This is a genomic window from Arthrobacter halodurans, assembly GCF_041877255.1.
In the GTDB taxonomy this organism is placed as follows: domain Bacteria; phylum Actinomycetota; class Actinomycetes; order Actinomycetales; family Micrococcaceae; genus Arthrobacter_N; species Arthrobacter_N halodurans.
Map to the genome: position 1 here is coordinate 1 of NZ_JBHDLJ010000018.1, position 16,901 is coordinate 16,901.

14 protein-coding genes are annotated in these 16,901 nt (G+C 71.2%); 9 read left to right on the forward strand and 5 right to left on the reverse strand.

All coding sequences use genetic code 11. From position 1 onward, the window contains the following. The first annotated feature begins 187 nt into the window (after nucleotides 1-187). The 9 genes from ACETWP_RS15990 to ACETWP_RS16030 all read left to right on the forward strand — a co-directional run bounded on the left by ACETWP_RS15990 (nucleotide 188) and on the right by ACETWP_RS16030 (nucleotide 11,819). Entirely contained in the window at nucleotides 188-847 is a 660-nt protein-coding gene (locus ACETWP_RS15990) for a GntR family transcriptional regulator (protein WP_373973267.1), read from the forward strand. A 147-nt stretch (nucleotides 848-994) separates the two neighbouring features. Next, nucleotides 995-2,812 (forward strand): BCCT family transporter, encoded by a 1,818-nt coding sequence (locus ACETWP_RS15995; protein WP_373973268.1) that lies wholly within the window; start codon nucleotides 995-997, stop codon nucleotides 2,810-2,812. Next, nucleotides 2,809-3,609 carry a creatininase gene (locus tag ACETWP_RS16000; protein WP_373973269.1) on the forward strand — a complete coding sequence of 267 codons (801 nt, stop codon included), beginning with the start codon at nucleotides 2,809-2,811 and terminating at the stop codon, nucleotides 3,607-3,609. Before ACETWP_RS15995 ends, ACETWP_RS16000 begins: the two co-directional genes overlap by 4 nt. 269 nt (nucleotides 3,610-3,878) lie before the next feature. Beyond that, nucleotides 3,879-5,180, forward strand: a complete 1,302-nt coding sequence (locus ACETWP_RS16005) for an MFS transporter (protein WP_373973331.1) — start codon at nucleotides 3,879-3,881, stop codon at nucleotides 5,178-5,180. Between the two features lie 96 nt (nucleotides 5,181-5,276). After that, nucleotides 5,277-6,524 (forward strand): M24 family metallopeptidase, encoded by a 1,248-nt coding sequence (locus tag ACETWP_RS16010; protein ID WP_373973270.1) that lies wholly within the window; start codon nucleotides 5,277-5,279, stop codon nucleotides 6,522-6,524. Between the two features lie 83 nt (nucleotides 6,525-6,607). Next, on the forward strand, nucleotides 6,608-7,450 hold the full coding sequence (locus ACETWP_RS16015) for an IclR family transcriptional regulator (protein WP_373973271.1): 843 nt from the start codon (nucleotides 6,608-6,610) through the stop codon (nucleotides 7,448-7,450). A 181-nt stretch (nucleotides 7,451-7,631) separates the two neighbouring features. Then, nucleotides 7,632-9,134, forward strand: coding sequence for an aminobutyraldehyde dehydrogenase (locus ACETWP_RS16020; protein WP_373973272.1), 1,503 nt, complete (start codon nucleotides 7,632-7,634; stop codon nucleotides 9,132-9,134). A 47-nt stretch (nucleotides 9,135-9,181) separates the two neighbouring features. Beyond that, complete coding sequence (locus ACETWP_RS16025; RefSeq protein ID WP_373973273.1) at nucleotides 9,182-10,474, forward strand: D-arabinono-1,4-lactone oxidase; 1,293 nt, start codon at nucleotides 9,182-9,184, stop codon at nucleotides 10,472-10,474. Between the two features lie 70 nt (nucleotides 10,475-10,544). Further along, on the forward strand, nucleotides 10,545-11,819 hold the full coding sequence (locus tag ACETWP_RS16030) for an ethanolamine utilization protein EutH (RefSeq protein ID WP_373973274.1): 1,275 nt from the start codon (nucleotides 10,545-10,547) through the stop codon (nucleotides 11,817-11,819). A 10-nt stretch (nucleotides 11,820-11,829) separates the two neighbouring features. Here ACETWP_RS16030 and ACETWP_RS16035 read toward each other — a convergent pair whose 3' ends face one another. From ACETWP_RS16035 to ACETWP_RS16055, 5 genes are all read right to left on the reverse strand, one after another. Beyond that, nucleotides 11,830-12,573 (reverse strand): cache domain-containing protein, encoded by a 744-nt coding sequence (locus ACETWP_RS16035; protein WP_373973275.1) that lies wholly within the window; start codon nucleotides 12,571-12,573, stop codon nucleotides 11,830-11,832. Continuing rightward, nucleotides 12,570-13,316 (reverse strand): FadR/GntR family transcriptional regulator, encoded by a 747-nt coding sequence (locus ACETWP_RS16040; protein ID WP_373973276.1) that lies wholly within the window; start codon nucleotides 13,314-13,316, stop codon nucleotides 12,570-12,572. Before ACETWP_RS16040 ends, ACETWP_RS16035 begins: the two co-directional genes overlap by 4 nt. Before the next feature lie 89 nt (nucleotides 13,317-13,405). Further along, nucleotides 13,406-15,109: a thiamine pyrophosphate-binding protein gene (locus ACETWP_RS16045; protein ID WP_373973277.1), complete on the reverse strand. Its 1,704-nt coding sequence runs from the start codon at nucleotides 15,107-15,109 to the stop codon at nucleotides 13,406-13,408. An 89-nt stretch (nucleotides 15,110-15,198) separates the two neighbouring features. Continuing rightward, complete coding sequence (locus ACETWP_RS16050; RefSeq protein ID WP_373973278.1) at nucleotides 15,199-16,497, reverse strand: NAD(P)/FAD-dependent oxidoreductase; 1,299 nt, start codon at nucleotides 16,495-16,497, stop codon at nucleotides 15,199-15,201. After that, entirely contained in the window at nucleotides 16,494-16,895 is a 402-nt protein-coding gene (locus ACETWP_RS16055) for a 2Fe-2S iron-sulfur cluster-binding protein (RefSeq protein WP_373973279.1), read from the reverse strand. The genes ACETWP_RS16050 and ACETWP_RS16055 overlap by 4 nt, the downstream gene beginning before the upstream one ends. Nucleotides 16,896-16,901: the final 6 nt, after the last annotated feature.

Sequence of the window (16,901 nt, forward strand, 5' to 3'; positions counted from 1 at the left end):
GCGCCGGCCGGTTGGGGTGTCCCCTGCTGGGAAATCGTCGCCTGTGACATCAAATCCTCCTCGTGGTTCCTGCGTCGATAGTTGCTCGTCGACAACTGATATATCAGTGTTTGAACCATAGTATGATGGGGATCACAGACGGTCAAGACCCCCGGGCGGCGGATTCCCGGACGTGAGGAGCGGAACCATGGGCAGCACCAGTGTCATCGCGGACGAGGGCCTCTCGCTGGCCGAGCGCGCCTACCGGACCCTGCGCGACCGGCTGATCATGCTGGACATCGCGCCCGGCGAGCCGATCAACGAGGCCCGCCTCGCCGCGGAGCTGGGCTTCGGCAGGACGCCGCTGCGCGAGGCGCTCAAGCGGCTGGAGACGGACCATCTGGTGGTCTCCTATCCACGCCGGGGCACCTTCGCCACCATCGTGGACATCACGGAGCTCGCCGCGATCTCCGAGGTCCGCCAGGTGCTGGAGCCGCTGGCCGCCCGGAGCGCCGCGCTGAACCCGCACCCTGGGATCCGCGCCGAGCTCGCGCAGGTGGCCGACGCGATCGAGTCCCTGGACACGGGCCGGGACCGCCGCGAGCTGATGCAGTACGACCTCGAGGTGCACCGCCTGATCTACCGCGCCGCCGGCAACCACCACCTCGAGGAATCGCTCGTCCGGCTGGACAACCTGGCGACGCGGATCTGGTGCCTGGTGCTGGACCGCCTGCCCTCGATCTCGGGGCACATCACGGAGCACGTGGACCTGTTGCGCGCGATCCTCGCCGGCGACGCGGACCGCGCCGCCTCGCTGGCCGCCGACCACATCGGCCACTTCGAGCGGACGGTGCGCTCGGTGCTGTAGGTCGGCGCCAACCCTTGACTGTGAGGGGGGTCACGGTATTCTTGAGTGCAACCGGGTTGCGTTTATTGCAACAAGTACATCGCCGGCTCCCACCACCCACAGCCCATTCCGGCCCTCCAGAGACCGGACCTTCGAAGGGTCGCCTTCATGTCCATCCACGAACCACAGGCCAACGGCAAGGATCCGATCCTCGGGGATCCGGACGCCACCGCGGAGCACGCGGTAAAGACCGAACAGACCAAGTCCAAAGCCGCGCAGGCCGCCGCGGGCGGCCGCGGGCGGCGCCACGGCGGCGAGCTGCCCCGCTTCCGCGGCCGGCACATCCCGCCGCTGGACCGGACCATCATCAAGGTCCTCCCGCCGCTGCTGATCATCGGCGTCATCATCGCCGTCACCGCCAATCCGGACGGGGCCGCGGAGGTGATCAACCAGATGCGCACGTTCGTCACGTCGGGCTTCACCTGGCTCTTCATCCTCTACTCGGCCATCGCCGTCGGGGTGTGCGCCTGGCTGGCCGTCGGCAAGTCCGGCCGCATCCGCATCGGGGGTCCGCAGGCCAAGCCGGAGCACAGCAAGTTCGCCTGGTACTCCATGCTCTTCGCCTGCGGCCAGGGCATCGGCCTGATCTTCTGGTCCGTCGCCGAGCCGATCATGCTGCGCGACGAAAGCCCGCTGATCCCGGCCGGCGCCAACCCGGGCGAGGGCGGCATCGTCTGGACCTACTTCCACTGGGGCCTCACGGCCTGGGCCATGTATTGCGTGGTCGCCGTCTGCCTCGCCTACTCGCACCACAACCTCGGCAAGACCCTCACGTTCCGCGAGGCGACCGTCGACATCCTGCCGCACCGCGCCCAGCGGCCGGCCGGCGTCGTCGTCGAACTCCTGGCCATCATCGCGACCGTGCTGGGGCTCGCAACGTCCTTCGGCTTCGCCGCCCTGCAATTCACCTCGGGCATCTCCACCTTCACCGGAGTGACCCCCGGCCCGGGCATCTGGATCGCCGTGATCTGCGGACTCGGCGGGCTGGCGGCCATCTCCGCCTTCGTCGGCGTCAACAAGGGCATGAAGCGCATCAGCGAGGCGAACTCGATCCTGAGCATCGTCCTCATCGCGGGCGTCTTCGTCTTCGGACCGACCGTCTACATCCTCTCCAACCTCTCGCAGACCTTCGGGTCGTTCGCCTACAACTTCATCCCGATGAGCCTGTGGACCGACGCCGCCACCGCCACCGCCCCGCTGGAGTCCTGGCAGGACAGCTGGAACGGCTGGTGGACGGTCTTCATCTGGTGCTGGGTCATCGCGTTCTCCCCGTTCGTTGCCGGCTTCATCGCGCGCATCTCGCGCGGGCGCACCATCCGCGAGTTCGTCCTCGGGGTGACCATCATCCCGTCCCTGATCGTCATGATCTGGGTCGGCGTGATCGGCTCGGCCGCCCTCTACTACGACGACGCCACAAACCGCTCGATCTCCGACGACGTCGCCGCGGACACCTCCAGCGGGCTGTTCTCGACGCTGGAGATGATCCCCGTCATCGGCGGCGTGCTGCTGGTGGTCGCGACGATCCTGGTGGCCACCTACTACATCACCAGCCTGGACTCCGGAACGTACGCGCTGGCCGAGTTCGTCTCCGCGCCGAAGAAGGCCGGCCCCTGGTTCCGCGTGGTGCTGGTGCTGAGCATCGCAGCCGTCGCGGTGGTGCTGCTCTCCATCGGCGGCACCGCCGTCGTCGACACGGTGCAGACCGGCACGATCATCGGAGCCTTCCCGTTCTCCTTCGTCATCCTGCTGATGATCGCCAACCTCATCCGGCGCCTGCGCAAGCGGGACAAGGCGATCAAGCGCCTGGAGCGCGAGGTCAACGACCCCAACCACCGCGACGGAGACGAGGACTTCGAGGGCGTCGGCGTCGGCGTCGACGACAGCGAGGGCGACGGCACGCCGAGCCCGAAGGAGCGCACCCCATGACCGCCACCGACGGGCCGCGGAGCCTCCGCCTGGCCGAACTCGACGCGCACACCTTCGCCGCGTGGCTGCGCGACGGATCCGGCACGGTGCTGGTGCCGGTGGGCGCTCTCGAGCAGCACGGACCGCACCTGCCTCTGGGCACGGACGCGATCCTGTCCAGCCGCATCGCGGAGGCCGCGGCCGAGGCCACCGGCTCGCTCGTGGCCCAACCGGTCTCCTACGGCTACAAGTCCCAGCAGAAGTCCGGCGGCGGGAACCACCTGCCCGGCACCGTCAGCCTCGACGCGGCCACGCTCATCGGCCTGACGCGCAACCTCGTCGCGTCGCTGCTGCGCCAGGGCGTGCGGAACGTCGTCTTCGTCAACGGCCACTACGAGAACTACCAGTTCCTCTACGAGGGCATCGACCTGGCCCTGGCAGACCTCGGGCTCCGCGACGGCGACGGGCCGGCCGTGCTCCTGCTGTCCTACTGGGACTACGTCTCCGAGGAAACGCTGCGCACCGTCTACCCCGAGGGGTTCCCCGGCTGGGACATCGAGCACGGCGGCGTGCTGGAGACGTCGCTGATGTTGCACCTGGAGCCGGACCTGGTGGATCTCGGGCGGGCCGTCGACCACCCGCCGGCCGCGCTCCCGCGGTTCGACCGCCTGCCGGTGGTCCCGGGCCGGACCCCGGCCTCCGGATGCCTGTCCGCGCCGGCGGGATCCGACGCGACCAAGGGCGGGCTGCTGTTCCGCCAGGTCACCGGGGACCTGGCCCGCGACATCGCGGCGGAGCTGGGCGGCACACCGGGGTAGGCCGCGGGAGAGGGGACCCGGGCGGTGGGACCCGAAGAGTGGGACGAGGGACGGAATCGGCGGGCGCCGGCTCCGTCCCTCGTGCGTTGCCCACCGAGGGGGGTTGACGTGACGCGGAGCACATGGTGATATGAATGCAACCACGTTGCAAAGAATGCAACCACAAGCATTGGTGGTCCACCTTGTCTGAGAACCCGAGCGGCACCGCTCCCTCCCCGTCCGCCCCGCCCCGGCCCCCGGTCGACGCCGACGCCGACGGCAACCGCTCGCTGAGCGGCCAGCCGCGGCCCGACCACGTCTCCTCCGGCACCCGGCGCCGCGTGGTCACCGCGAGCTTCATCGGCAACTTCGTCGAGTGGTTCGACTACGCCGTGTACGGCTACCTCGCGGTGACCATCACCGCGGTCTTCTTCCCGGAGTCCGACCCGCAGACCGGTCTCATGCTGACGTTCGCGCTCTTCGCGATCTCCTTCCTGGTGCGGCCCCTGGGCGGTTTCGTGTGGGGCCACATCGGCGACCGCATCGGGCGCCGGACGGCGCTGTCCTGGTCCATCCTGCTGATGTCGCTGGCCACGTTCTGCATCGCGCTGATCCCCTCCTACGCCGCGATCGGCGTCTGGGCCCCGCTGACGCTCCTGGCCATGCGCGTCGTCCAGGGCTTCTCCGCCTCGGGCGAGTACGCCGGGGCCTCGGCGTTCCTCGTCGAATACGCCCCCGCCCACCGCCGCGGCCTGTTCGCCGCCGTCGTGCCGGCCTCCACGGCCGCCGGCCTGCTCTTCGGCTCGCTCATCGCGGCCGTGCTGACCGCGAACCTGGACTCCCAGCAGATGACCGACTGGGGATGGCGCCTCCCCTTCCTGCTCGCCGCGCCGATGGGCCTGATCGGCCGGTACATCCGCACGAAGCTCGAGGACACCCCGGCCTTCCGCGAGATCGCGCAGGAGGACGAGGCCGTCAAGGCGCCCGTCGGCGACCTGTTCCGCAAGCACTGGCGCGACCTGCTGCTGGCCTGCGGCGCCGTGCTGCTGAACGCCGTCGGCTTCTACGTCATCCTCAGCTACATGCCGACGTACCTCTCGCAGGAGGTCGGACTGGAGACCACGCTGTCCTACGTCGCCACCACGGTGGCCCTGGCCACCTACATCGGATTCATCTTCCTCACCGGGATGCTGTCCGACCGCTACGGCCGCCGCAAGGTGCTCATGAGCGCGTCCATCCTGTTCCTGGTGCTCACCGTGCCGGCGTTCCACCTGCTCGGGACCGGGAGCTTCGCGGTGATCCTGCTGGTCCAGGTCCTCCTGGGCGCCATGCTCACCCTGAACGACGGCACGCTGCCGAGCTTCCTGGCGGAGATGTTCCCCACCAAGGTCCGCTACACCGGCTTCGCCGTGAGCTTCAACCTGTCCAACGCGATCTTCGGCGGCACCGCCCCGCTGGTCGCGACGTGGCTGATCGCGACCAGCGGCAGCAACCTGGCCCCCGGCTGGTACCTGATGGGCGCCGCGGCGATCTCGCTGGTCGCCGTCGCCCTCTCCGCCGAGACCAGCCGGAAGCCGCTGCGCCACGCGTAGCCCCGCACCCCACCAACCCCCTCCCCCGCGCTGCCCGACTTCCCGCGCAGCCCGATACCCGGCCACCGTGGCCACACCACCCAGAAGGAGCACACCATGACCCCGACCACCCCGAACACCGTCGCCGAACTCGAGCGGCTGAAGGTCCTGCACAACGGCACCAAGCAGGCGCTGACGTTCTCCGACGCCGAATTCGAGCGCCGGCTCGCCGGCCTCCGCCGGATCATGGCCGCCAAGGAGCTCGACGCCGTCGTGCTGACCAGCTACCACTCCATCAAGTACTACTCGGACTTCCTGTTCACGTACTTCGGCCGGTCCTACGCCATGGTCGTCACCGCCGACGACTCCGTCACCGTGACGGCCAACATCGACGCCGGCATGCCGTGGCGCCGCAGCTACGGCGAGAACATCGTCTACACCGACTGGCGCCGCGACAACTTCTACTTCGGCCTGCAGGAGGCCCTGCGCCAGCGCGGCGTCGCCGCCCGCCGGCTGGGCGTGGAGGACGACTCGCTGCCGCTGGACAACCGGAACAAGATCCAGGCCGCGTTCGACGGCGCCACGCTGGTCGACGTGTCCCGGGACGCCATGCGCCAGCGCATGGTCAAGTCCGCCGAGGAGATCGAGGTCATCAAACACGGCGCGCGCATCGGCGACCTCGGCGGCGAGGCCATCAAGGCGGCCATCCGCGAGGGGATCACCGAGTACGAGGTCGCCCTGATCGGCACCGAGGCCATGGTCCACGAGATCGCCCGGACGTTCCCGGATTCCGAGATCCGCGACACCTGGGTGTGGTTCCAGTCCGGCATCAACACCGACGGCGCGCACAACTGGGCCACCACGCGGAAACTCCAGCGCGGGGACATCCTGTCCCTGAACTGCTTCCCGATGACCAGCGGCTACTACACGGCGCTCGAGCGCACGCTGTTCCTGGGCGAGCCGGACGAGCGCAGCCTGGAGCTGTGGAACGTCAACGTGGAGGTCCACCGCCGCGGCCTGGAGCTGATCAAGCCCGGGGCGGTCTGCAAGGACATCGCGGCCGAGCTCAACGAGATCTTCGTCGACCGCGGACTCCTCGCCAACCGCACCTTCGGCTACGGGCACTCCTTCGGCGTCCTGAGCCACTACTACGGCCGCGAGGCCGGGCTGGAGCTGCGCGAGGACATCGACACCGTCCTGGAGCCGGGCATGGTGGTGTCGATGGAACCGATGATCACGGTCCTGGACGGACAGCCGGGCGCCGGCGGCTACCGCGAGCACGATATCCTCGTGGTCAACGAGGACGGCGCCGAGAACATCACGAAGTTCGGCTTCGGGCCGGAACACAACATCATCCCCTGCTAGCAAGCCGGGGACTGTTCCCCGCGGTTCGGGGGCGGCGGGCCGACGGCCCGCCGCCCCCACGCGGCGACACCGAGGAGTCAAGCATGCCCAGCCAGGACAGCGACACGCGCACCGAGCCGCGGAACGCCTCGGTCATCGTCAACGTGGTGCAGGTGCTGCGCTGCTTCACGACCGACACCCCCCTGCTCGGCGTCACGGAGATCGCGGCGCAGGTGGGGCTGCACAAGTCCAGCATCTCGCGCATCCTGGCGACCCTGGAGCAGGAGCGCATCGTCGAGCGGGAAGAGCTCTCCCGCAAGTACCGCCTCGGCATGGGCCTGATCGCCGTCGCCGGGCCGCTGCTGGCCAACCTCGACGTGCGCCGCGTGGCGTTCCCGACGCTCCAGGAACTGGCCGAGTCCACGGGCGAGACGGTGGCCCTCAACGTCTGGGACGGCGCGGAATCCGTGACCGTCGAGCAGATCCCCAGCAACCGGCAGGTCAAGCACACCTCCCCCATGGGCAGCCGCTACGCCACGGCGCTCAGCGCCACGGTGCAGGTCTTCCTGGCCCACGAGGACGAGGCCCGGGCGCGCCGGATGCTCGCCGACGGGACCGTTGAACTCAACGCGGCGGAACCCGACGCCGCGGCGCCCGGAACGGTCGAGGGCTACCTCGAGCGGCTCGCCACGGTCCGCGACCTCGGCTACGCCTGCAACTACGGCGAGACCTCCCCGGAGGAGGTCGGCGTCGCGGCCCCGATCCTGGACCACCGCGGCACGGTCGTGGCCGCGGTCATGGTGGCCGCGCCCTTCTACCGCGTGCCGGAGGAACAGCTCGCCGACCTCGGCCGCGCGTGCGCCGCGGCCGCCGCGCAGATCGGCCTCCGGCTCGGCGGGCAGCCGAAGCGCGCGGCGTCGCCCGGGTCGGCGGGTTCCGCGGGCTGAGACGCCGCGCCGCCTCGCTCCCCCGGTCCCGGGCGCCGGTTCGGGTTCCGCATACCTCTAAAACATATAAAGATACTTTTTATTGCCTAGCTGCGCGGCGCGTGCCACCATGGAGTGACCCACACCACACATCGCCGTCGGGCATCCCGGACGGCCGAACCCGCACAAGGTGGCGCTTCCCATGACTGTTGCCGAGACCGCTCGCTTCTCCGTCCGACGTCCGACCACGCCGCCGGAATCCGGCGCGGGCCTGCCGCCCGCGGGGCATTTCATCGGCGGGGCGTTCGTCCCCGGTACGGGTCCGGGGACCCTGGACGTGGAAAACCCCGCCACGGGGACCGTGATCGCCACCGTGGCCGCGGGAAGCGCCCAGGACGTCGACGCCGCCGTCGCCGCCGCGGTCTCGGCCAAGGACGGCTGGGCCGCGACGACGCCCAAGGAGCGCTCCGACGCGCTCCACCGCATCGCGGGCATCGTCGAGGAGAACCGCGCGTTCCTCGAGGCGTTGGAGTCCCTCAACACCGGCAAGCCGGAGGCCGTGGCCGAGGACGACATCACCAGCGTCATCGACACCTTCCGCTTCACGGCCGGCGCGGCCCGGACGCTGACGTCCCTCGCCGCCGGCGAGTACGCGAAGGGCCACACCTCGGTGATCCTGCGCGAGCCGGTCGGCGTGGTCGGCATCATCACCCCGTGGAACTACCCCCTGCTGATGGCCGCCTGGAAGCTCGCCCCCGTGCTGGCCACGGGGAACACCCTGGTGCTCAAGCCGTCCGAACAGACGCCGCTGTCGACGCTGAAGCTCGCCGAGCTCATCGCCGACGTGCTGCCGGCCGGCGTGCTGAACATCGTCACCGGGACGGGGCCGGTGGTCGGGCAGCGCCTGGCGGAACACCCCGACGTCGACCTGGTCGCCATCACCGGGAGCGTGGGCAGCGGCCAGAAGGTCGCGGCCACCGCCGCCGGCAGCGTCAAGCGGGTCCACCTGGAGCTGGGCGGCAAGGCGCCCGTCGTCGTCTTCCCGGACGCGGACCTCAAGGCGGCGGCGGAAGGGGTCCGCGCCGCGGGCTTCTGGAACGCCGGCCAGGAATGCGGAGCCGCGTGCCGCGTCCTGGTGCACGAGTCGGTCGCCGAGGAGTTCACCGCGCTGCTGGTCGCCGAGGTCCGGTCCATCGTCGTCGGCGCGCCCGGGGCCGGGGACGACGTCGAGGTCGGCCCCATGATCTCCCGGGAGCACTTCGAGCGCGTCAGGGGCGCCCTGGAGCGGGCCGAGGCCGACGGGCTGCACCTCGCGGTCGGCGGCCGCCCCATCGAGGGCCCCGGCTACTTCATCGAGCCGACCGTCGTCACGGGCGTCCCGGCCGGCGCCGGGATCGCCGCCACCGAGGTCTTCGGCCCCGTCGTCTCGGTGGAGACCTTCGCCAGCGACGAGGAGGCCGTCCGGCGCGCCAACGAGACGCCCTACGGGCTCTCCGCGTCCGTGTGGACCACCGACGCCGCCCGCTCGATGACGGTCCCGCGGCGGCTGGACTTCGGCACCGTGTGGGTCAACAGCCACCTCACGCTGGCCTGCGAGGTCCCGTGGGGCGGATTCAAGGGATCCGGCTACGGACGGGACCTCTCGCTCTACGCCCTCGAAGACTTCTCGCGCACCAAGCACGTCATGTTCAACCACGGCGCCTGACGCCCACGCCCGGCATCCGAAGCCCCCCGCCCCCACAGGAGAATCCCATGACCGACATCCACCCTGCCCCCACGAATCCCCCGCGGAACCGGTTGACACCGCCCCTTCCGTTCGAGACGGAGAAGGCCTGGTCCAACTGGGGCGGCAACCAGAGTGCCACCCCGGCCTACACCGTCCGCCCGCGCACCGACGACGAGGCCCTGGCCGCCGTCCGCTTCGCGATCAAGGAGGGCCTGTCCGTCCGCGCCGTCGGCGCCGGTCACTCTTTCACGCCCCTCGTCCAGACCGGCGGCATGCTGATGGACCTGTCCGGGCTCAGCGGCGTCACCGGAACGGACACCGCGCGCCGCCGCGCCCGCGCCAAGGGCGGGACGGTCATCAGCGACTTCGGCGACACCCTCTGGGACCAGGGGCTGGGCCTGGCCAACCAGGGAGACATCGACAAGCAGTCGATCTCCGGGGCGCTCTCCACCGCGACGCACGGCTCGGGCATCGAGCTGGGCTGCTTCTCCTCCGCCCTGCGCTGGGTGCGGCTCATCAACGGCCACGGGGAGATCGTCGAATACGGCGAGGACCAGTTGCGCGAGCTGCGCGCGGCACAGGTGGCGCTGGGCACGCTTGGCATCTTCCTGGACGTCGAGCTGCAGGTCGTGGACCGGTACTACCTCCAGGAGCGGGTCACCTACCCCACGTGGGAGGAAACCCGCGCGACGTGGGACGAGGACATCGCGGGCAACCGGCACTACTCGTTCCTCTGGTGCCCGGGCGAGGAGTCCGCGGGCCTCTACGAGCTGCCGACCCCGGCCGGCGAACCCATGACCAACCGCAGCTACACGAAGAGGTACAACGCCGTCGACATGGACGACGCCGGCATCGACCCCACCGAGGGGGCCCGCCGCGACCGCTCCTACCGGATCTACCCGGGCGGCTTCATGATCCCCTTCCACGAGATGGAGTACTACGTTCCCGCCGAACGGGGCATGGAGGCCGTCGCGGCCGTCCAGGAGCTCATCCGCACGGCGCACCCGGACCAGAAGTACCCCATGGAGGTCCGCTGGGTGCAGCGGGACGACGCCTACCTGTCCCCCTTCCACCAGCGCGACACCACGGTGATCTCGGTCTCCGGCGCCCCGGGCACCAACTACTGGCCCTACCTGCGCGACGTCGACGCCGAGCTCGAGCGGTTCGACGCCCGCGCGCACTGGGGCAAGATCCACTTCATGACCCGGAGCCGCCTCGAGGCCCTGTACCCGGAGCTCGACGCCTTCCTGTCGGTGCGCCGCGAGCTGGATCCCCGCGGGATCTTCCTCAACGACCACACCCGCGCCCTGCTCGGCTAACGCCCCTCCCACCACGTCGGCCGGCGCCCCCGCGGGCGCCGGCCCCGACCGAAAGTCACCGGTAGCGACTATGGAAATCATCGGCCAGGTCATCATCTACATCATGATGGCGTTCCTGCTCATCGGCGCCGTCTCCGCCATCATCGACGACGACAAGGGCTTCGGTAAGGAGTTCAAGGAGGGCATCTACTCCATCGGGCCCATCTTCCTGCCCGTGGCGGGCATCATGGTGTTCATCCCCATCCTCAGCGACCTCATCACCACCTACCTGGCGCCGGTCTACGCGTGGTTCCACGCGGACCCCTCCCTGGCCGCCACCACCCTCATCGCCGGCGACATGGGCGGCTACCACCTGGCCTTCGAGACCGCCGGCGGCCACGGCGCCTGGATCATGGCCTTCGCCGTCAGCCTCACCGCGGGATCGACCATCATCTTCTCGATCCCCGTGGGCCTGGCCATGCTCGACAAGCGCGACCACAAGTACATGGCACTGGGCATCATGGCCGGGCTGCTGGCCATCCCCTTCGCCGTCTTCATCATCACCCTGCTGCTCCAGAGCGGCGGCACCCTGCTGCGCGACGAGATCTCCACAACGTCGGAGTCGAACACCGCCTTCAACCTGCCGCTGGGGGACATCCTCCTGAACCTGGTGCCGCTCGCCATCGTCGTCGTGGCGCTGGCCGCGGGACTGCGCTTCTTCTCGCGGATCATGGTGCGCGTCTTCATCGGCTTCGGCCGGGTCCTGGACGCGCTGATCAAGCTGGCCCTCGCGCTGTCGATCGTCCAGTACTTCACCGGCGTCTTCGACGTCCTCGGGCCCTGGCCGCTGGCGCCGTTCATCGCGGACGCCGACGACCAGTTCCGCGCCCTGGAGGTCGCCGGCTACATCGGCGTCATGCTGGCCGGCGCCTTCCCGATGGTCTACGCCATCCGCACGTGGCTGGCCGTGCCGCTGGAGAGGGTCGGGAAGCACCTCGGGTTCAGCGAGGAGGGCGCCGCGGGAATCCTCGCGGCGGCGGCCAACATCCTGGCCCTCTTCCGCGTCGTGCGGTTCATGCCCCCGCGGGACAAGGTGCTGGCCATCGCCTTCGCCGTCTGCGCGGCCTTCACGTTCGGGGACCACCTGGCCTTCAGCGCGAACTTCCAGCCGAACATGGTGTTCCCGCTGATCGTCGGCAAGCTGGCCGGCGGCGTCATCGGCATCTTCCTCGCCCTCTGGCTGGCCCTGCCCTACACCCGCGTCCTCGAGGCGAAGGACCGGAAGGACGGGACCATCACCGAGGGCGAGTACCTGGAGGGGACCCACCTCTCGCGTAAGGACCGGGAAAAGCTCGCCAGCCCCTGACCGGCGCGCGTCAGGGCAGCGCGGGCGAGAACAGCTTCCAGGCCGCGCCGGCGGGGAACACGTCCGCCGCCACGTCCAGGCTCCCCCACGCGCCGTCGGCGCGCACCAGGTCCCCGGGCAGGTACTCGGCACGGTTGGACGCGATGACCCGCAGGTCGGCGTTCGTCAGCACGACGGGCGCGGCGCACCCGGCGGACAGCAGGAGGCGCTCGTACCGGGCCACGGCGATGTCCGCGCCGGCGATCCCGGCGAATCCCCGGTCGGTGTCGATCGGGACGGAGACCGTCACGGTGTACGCGTTGGTGCCGCCGACGTCGACGTAGGGTCCCACGATCTCCGTGCGGCCGGACGCGGCCGCCGCGGAGAACCAGTTCCGCGCCGAATAGTCGTAGAACAGGTCGCTGCGGGGACTGAGGCTGTGCGCGACGAACTCCAGGCCGCCCCGCCGGTCGTGGCGCCACCACTCGAGCCAGTAGTCGCCGTCCGCGAGGTACCCGACGGCGGCCGCCACCCCGACGCCGTCCATCGGGTGGCCGGGACGGCCCAGGCACGCCTGCAGCTCCCCGCGGATGCCGCCGAGGTCGACGCGGGACGGGCGGCGTCCTTCCGCGTGGACCCCGTCCAGCAGCCGCCGCACGTTCTCCCGCACCGCGCCCAGCTCGTCCAGGGTCAGCCGCAAGTGGCCCGCGATCTCCCCGGACAGCCTCGTCACGTCGTCGTTCCCGGTGTCCACCATCCGCGCCTCCCCGCTCATGCCGTCGCCAACGCCAGGTGGCGGCCGATCAGCACCCGGGCCTCCCGCTCGCAATGCTCCACCGCATGCCGCTGGGCGCCCTCGGCGTCGCCGTCGCGGATGCACTCCACGATCCGCGCGTGGTCGCGCACCGCCTCGTCCGACGGCAGACTCCCCGGCACCCACAGCAGCGGAACCACCCGCCCCTGCGCCTGGACGATCAGCGCGGTCAGGCGCGGCGACTGCGCCACCACGCCGAGCTCGATGTGGAACCGGCTGTCCGCGCGCCGCCGCGCGTCCGCGCTGGGGGCGTCCGCGAAGTGCCGGGCCAGCTCGTCGAGCCGGTGCACCTCCTCGGGGAGCGCGCGCCCGGCGGCCAGCCGGGCGGCGGCGCCGTTGACGGAACCGGCGAAGTCGCCGAGGTCGCGCAGCTCCTCGGTGCTGGCGGCGCGCAGCTGGGCCTCGGCCCGTTCCGCGCCGATGGAGCTGGAATCCTGGACGTAGCTTCCGCCGGCCCGTCCCCGCCGCGTCACCACCAGGCCCTTGTCCCGCAGGATCGTCAGCGCCTGCCGAAGCGTGACGGTCGAAACCCCCAGCTCCCCGGCCAGCTCCGCCTCGCTGGGCAGCCGCTGCCCCTCGATGAGCAGTCCGACGTCGATCGCCATCTCCAGCTGCCGCACCACGCCGTCGGCCCGCTTGGAGACCGACTCGTCGTTGAGCCGGCCCAGCCCGAACGGGAAGATGCCCTTCTCCAAAGTGTTCATGATCCTTGCTGGCCGAGGTGCGGACGTGGGACGGTGCCAATCGGATACAGCACATCACATGTTCGGGGAACTGGCGACCGGCCCGGGCCTCAGTGCCCCCTGAAGGCCTCGGCCAGCCACCACGCTCCGCCGTCGGACGCGATGCGCGCGTCGATCACCAGCGGCGCCTCGCGCGGGCCCGCCAGCCACGTGGTCACCCCGGCGAGGTCGCCGACGCGGCGCACGGTCAGCCCGGCGGCGCCGTAGCCGCGGGCGATCGCCGCGAGGTCCACCGGCGGGAAGCGCACCACCTCCAGGTCGGTCTCGTCGGCGTCGAAGTGGTGGACCTCGGCGCCGTACGCGGAGTCGTTGTAGACGATCACCACCAGCGGGATCCGCTCGCGCACGGCGGTCTCCAGCTCGGAGATGGCCATGAGGAAGCCGCCGTCGCCCACGCCCAGGACGGGCAGCCGGTCCGGGCGGGCGGTTGCGGCGCCGATCGCGGTGTGCAGGCCCAGCCCGATCGACTGGAACGCCTGGGTGAAGCAGAAGCCGAACTCGTCCGGGACGGACAGGTACGCGCTGGGGTAGCCCATGAAGTTGCCGGAGTCGATCGAGACGATCCGCTCGGCGGGCAGCAGCCGGTCCAGCTCGCGGCTGAGCACGCGCGGGTCGATGCTCAGCGCGGTGGACAGGTCCGGGGTGTCCTCGCTGTTCCAGCGGGAGCGCGCGGCGATCGCGGCCCGCGTTTCCCCGGTGCGCAGCCCGGTCCTCCGGTGGCCGGCGGCGCGGAGGCGTGCGTGCACGGCGGCCGCGGTCCGCGCGGAGTCGCCGAGCACGCCGAGGTCGATGGGCCGGTTCGCGCCCAGGCCCGCGTCCTCGACGTCGACCTGGGCGACCTTCGCCGCGGGGCCGATCAGCGCGCCGTGGCGCATGGTCCACATGTTCAGGGCGCAGCCGAAGCCGACGATCAGGTCCGCGCCCGCGATGGCCGCGGCGCTGTAGGGCGAGGAGAACCCGCCGGAGATGCCGAGGGAGAACGGGTCGCCGGCGAAGAGCCCGTGCGCGACGGCGGACGTCGCCACCAGCGCGCCACTCGCCTCGGCGAGGGCGGCGATCTCGGGGCCGGCGCAGCGCCCGCCGCGGCCGGCGACGAACACGGGGCGCTCCGCGGCGCGGATCAGGTCAGCGAGCGCGTCGACCGACTCCTCGGCCGGCCGCACCGGCCGGGGTGCCGGAAGGCGTACGACGCCGGTGCCCGCCTCCGCGGGCACCGGGGCGGCCTGCACGTCGATGGGCAGGGACAGCACCACGGTGCGCCGCTCGTTGACCGCGGTGCGGTACGCGCGGACGGTGTCGGCGACGGCGCTGGCCGGCGAGTGGACGCGCTCGGCGACGGCGCCGACGCTGCGGGCCAGGCCGTCCTGGTCGATCCGGAAGTTGGAGCGGACGGCCGCGGCCGCGCTGTCCGCGGTGAGAACAATCATGGGGGTGCGGCTCTTGGCGGCCTCGCCGATCCCGGTGACCGCGTTGGTCAGCCCGCAGCCCTGGTGCGTGGTGACGATGCCGACGCGGCCGGACATGCGGCCGTAGGCGTCGGCCATGGTCGCCGCCCCGCCCTCGTGCCGGGCCGCCGTGAACGGCACGCCGTGGCGCCGCAGCGCGTTGGTGACCGAGAAGTTGCCGCTCCCGACGACGCCGAACGCGTGGCCGGCCCCGAGCCGGGCCAGCGTCCGGCCGACGAGCTCGGCGACGTTCGTCGGGGCGGGCTGTCCGTTTGTCGGTCCGGTCCTTGGTTCGGTGCTGCTGTGCACGGGAGTCCTCCGTCGGCGGCGGTGCGGGCGAATCTGGGCAAGAGCGTTGTCCCGATCCTACGGCCGTCCTCCGCGGCCGGCGCCCCGGATCAGACGACCGCCGGCTGCTTGAGCAGGTCCCTGAGCGGCACGGCCGGATCCCCGGCGGGCCCGGCGGGTAGTCGGCCGCCGGTGCGCAACGCCGTCTTCACGGCCATGAAGTCCCGCGGGCTGTTGATGCAGTCCGCGGCCAGGATGAGTCCGTCCCGGTAGTAGAGGACCGAGAAGCGCTCGCTGTCCGGCACGCCGCGGAGCACCACCTGGTCGTGGCCGACGGAGAGCCCCGCGATCTGCAGCCGGAGTTCCCCCTGATCGGACCAGAACCACGGCACCGCATCGTAGGTGGCGTCGAGACCCATCAACGTGGCGGCCGCGACCCGCGCCTGCTCCGCCGTGTTGGGCACGCTTTCGAGCCGGATCCTGGCCAGGCCGCCGCGGGCACCTCCCGGCAACGGCATGTTCGCGCAGTCCCCGACGGCCACGGTGGTCCCGTCCGAGCACAGCATGCGCCGGTCGACGACCACCCCGTTGTCCACGTCCAGCCCCAGACCTTCGGCAAGCGCCGTGGAGGGCACGACGCCGATCCCGACCACCACGACGTCGGCGGGCACGATCCTCGGCTGTGCCTCGCCCCCGGGTTCGCCGGAGGTTCCCGCGATCCGGACGCCGGCGACGCGGCCTTCCGCACCCTCGAACGCCTCGATCCGCGCATCCAAGACCACCTCGACGCCCCTCCGGCGGTGCGCCGCGAGGTAGAACCCGCTGGTCTGTTCCGACACGGCCCGGCCGATCAGACGCGGCGCCGCCTCGAGTACGGTCACGCTGGCTCCCGCCGTGCGCGCGGCCACGGCCACCTCCAGGCCGATGAACCCGCCGCCGACCACGGCAACGGAGGTGGCGCCGGCCAGGTCTTCGGCGAGCGCGGCGGCATCGGCGGCGGTGCGCAGGTAGTGCACCCCGGCGAGGTCCGCGCCCGGGCAGACAATCCGGCGCGGGGAGGCGCCGGTGGCCAGGGCCAACCGGTCGAACGCTAGTGCGCGCCCTCCGGCGGTCGTCGCCGTTCCCGACCCGTCCGGCTTCCGGTCGATCCGCAGGATCCGTTCCCCGGTGACGAGTCCGACCCGGTTCGCCTCGAACCACTCCGGGCCCCGCAGTTCGATCGACTGGTTCGTCTGGTCTCCCGCGAGCCAGCCCTTGGACAACGGCGGCCGCTGGTACGGGTGGCGGGCCTCCTCCCCCACGAGGGTGATGGGCGCATCCCATCCGGCGGCCCGGAGCTCCGCCGCGAGTTCGACACCGGCCTGGCCGGCCCCGACAATGAGGATCCCGGGCCCCGTGTGCCCGCTCATTGCTGGCACTCCGGCACACGCACGGTCAGGCCGTCGACCGCCGGCAGCTGGCAGGACAGTCGGCTCCCGCTGCGCCGCTCGGCCGCGGTGCAGTCCAGCAGCTCGTCCTCGTTCGCGCCCACGGGCGGCAGGAGTGCGTCGGACTTTGGGTCGACGTAGACGTGGCAGGTGGCGCACATGGCGTTTCCCCCGCACTCGGCGACGATGCCTTCGACGTTGTTCGCCAGCGCCGCTCGCATCACGGTGTGCCCGGGATCGGCCTCGACGGTCGCGGACGTTCCGTCCGGCTGGAGGTAGGTGAGGCGCCGCTGGATGCCGGGCTCCGGCGTCGTGCACTGGGGTGTGGTCGCGGACTGGCGTGTGGTGGCGGACTGGGGTGTGGTGGTCAGTGGGGACACGGTTCC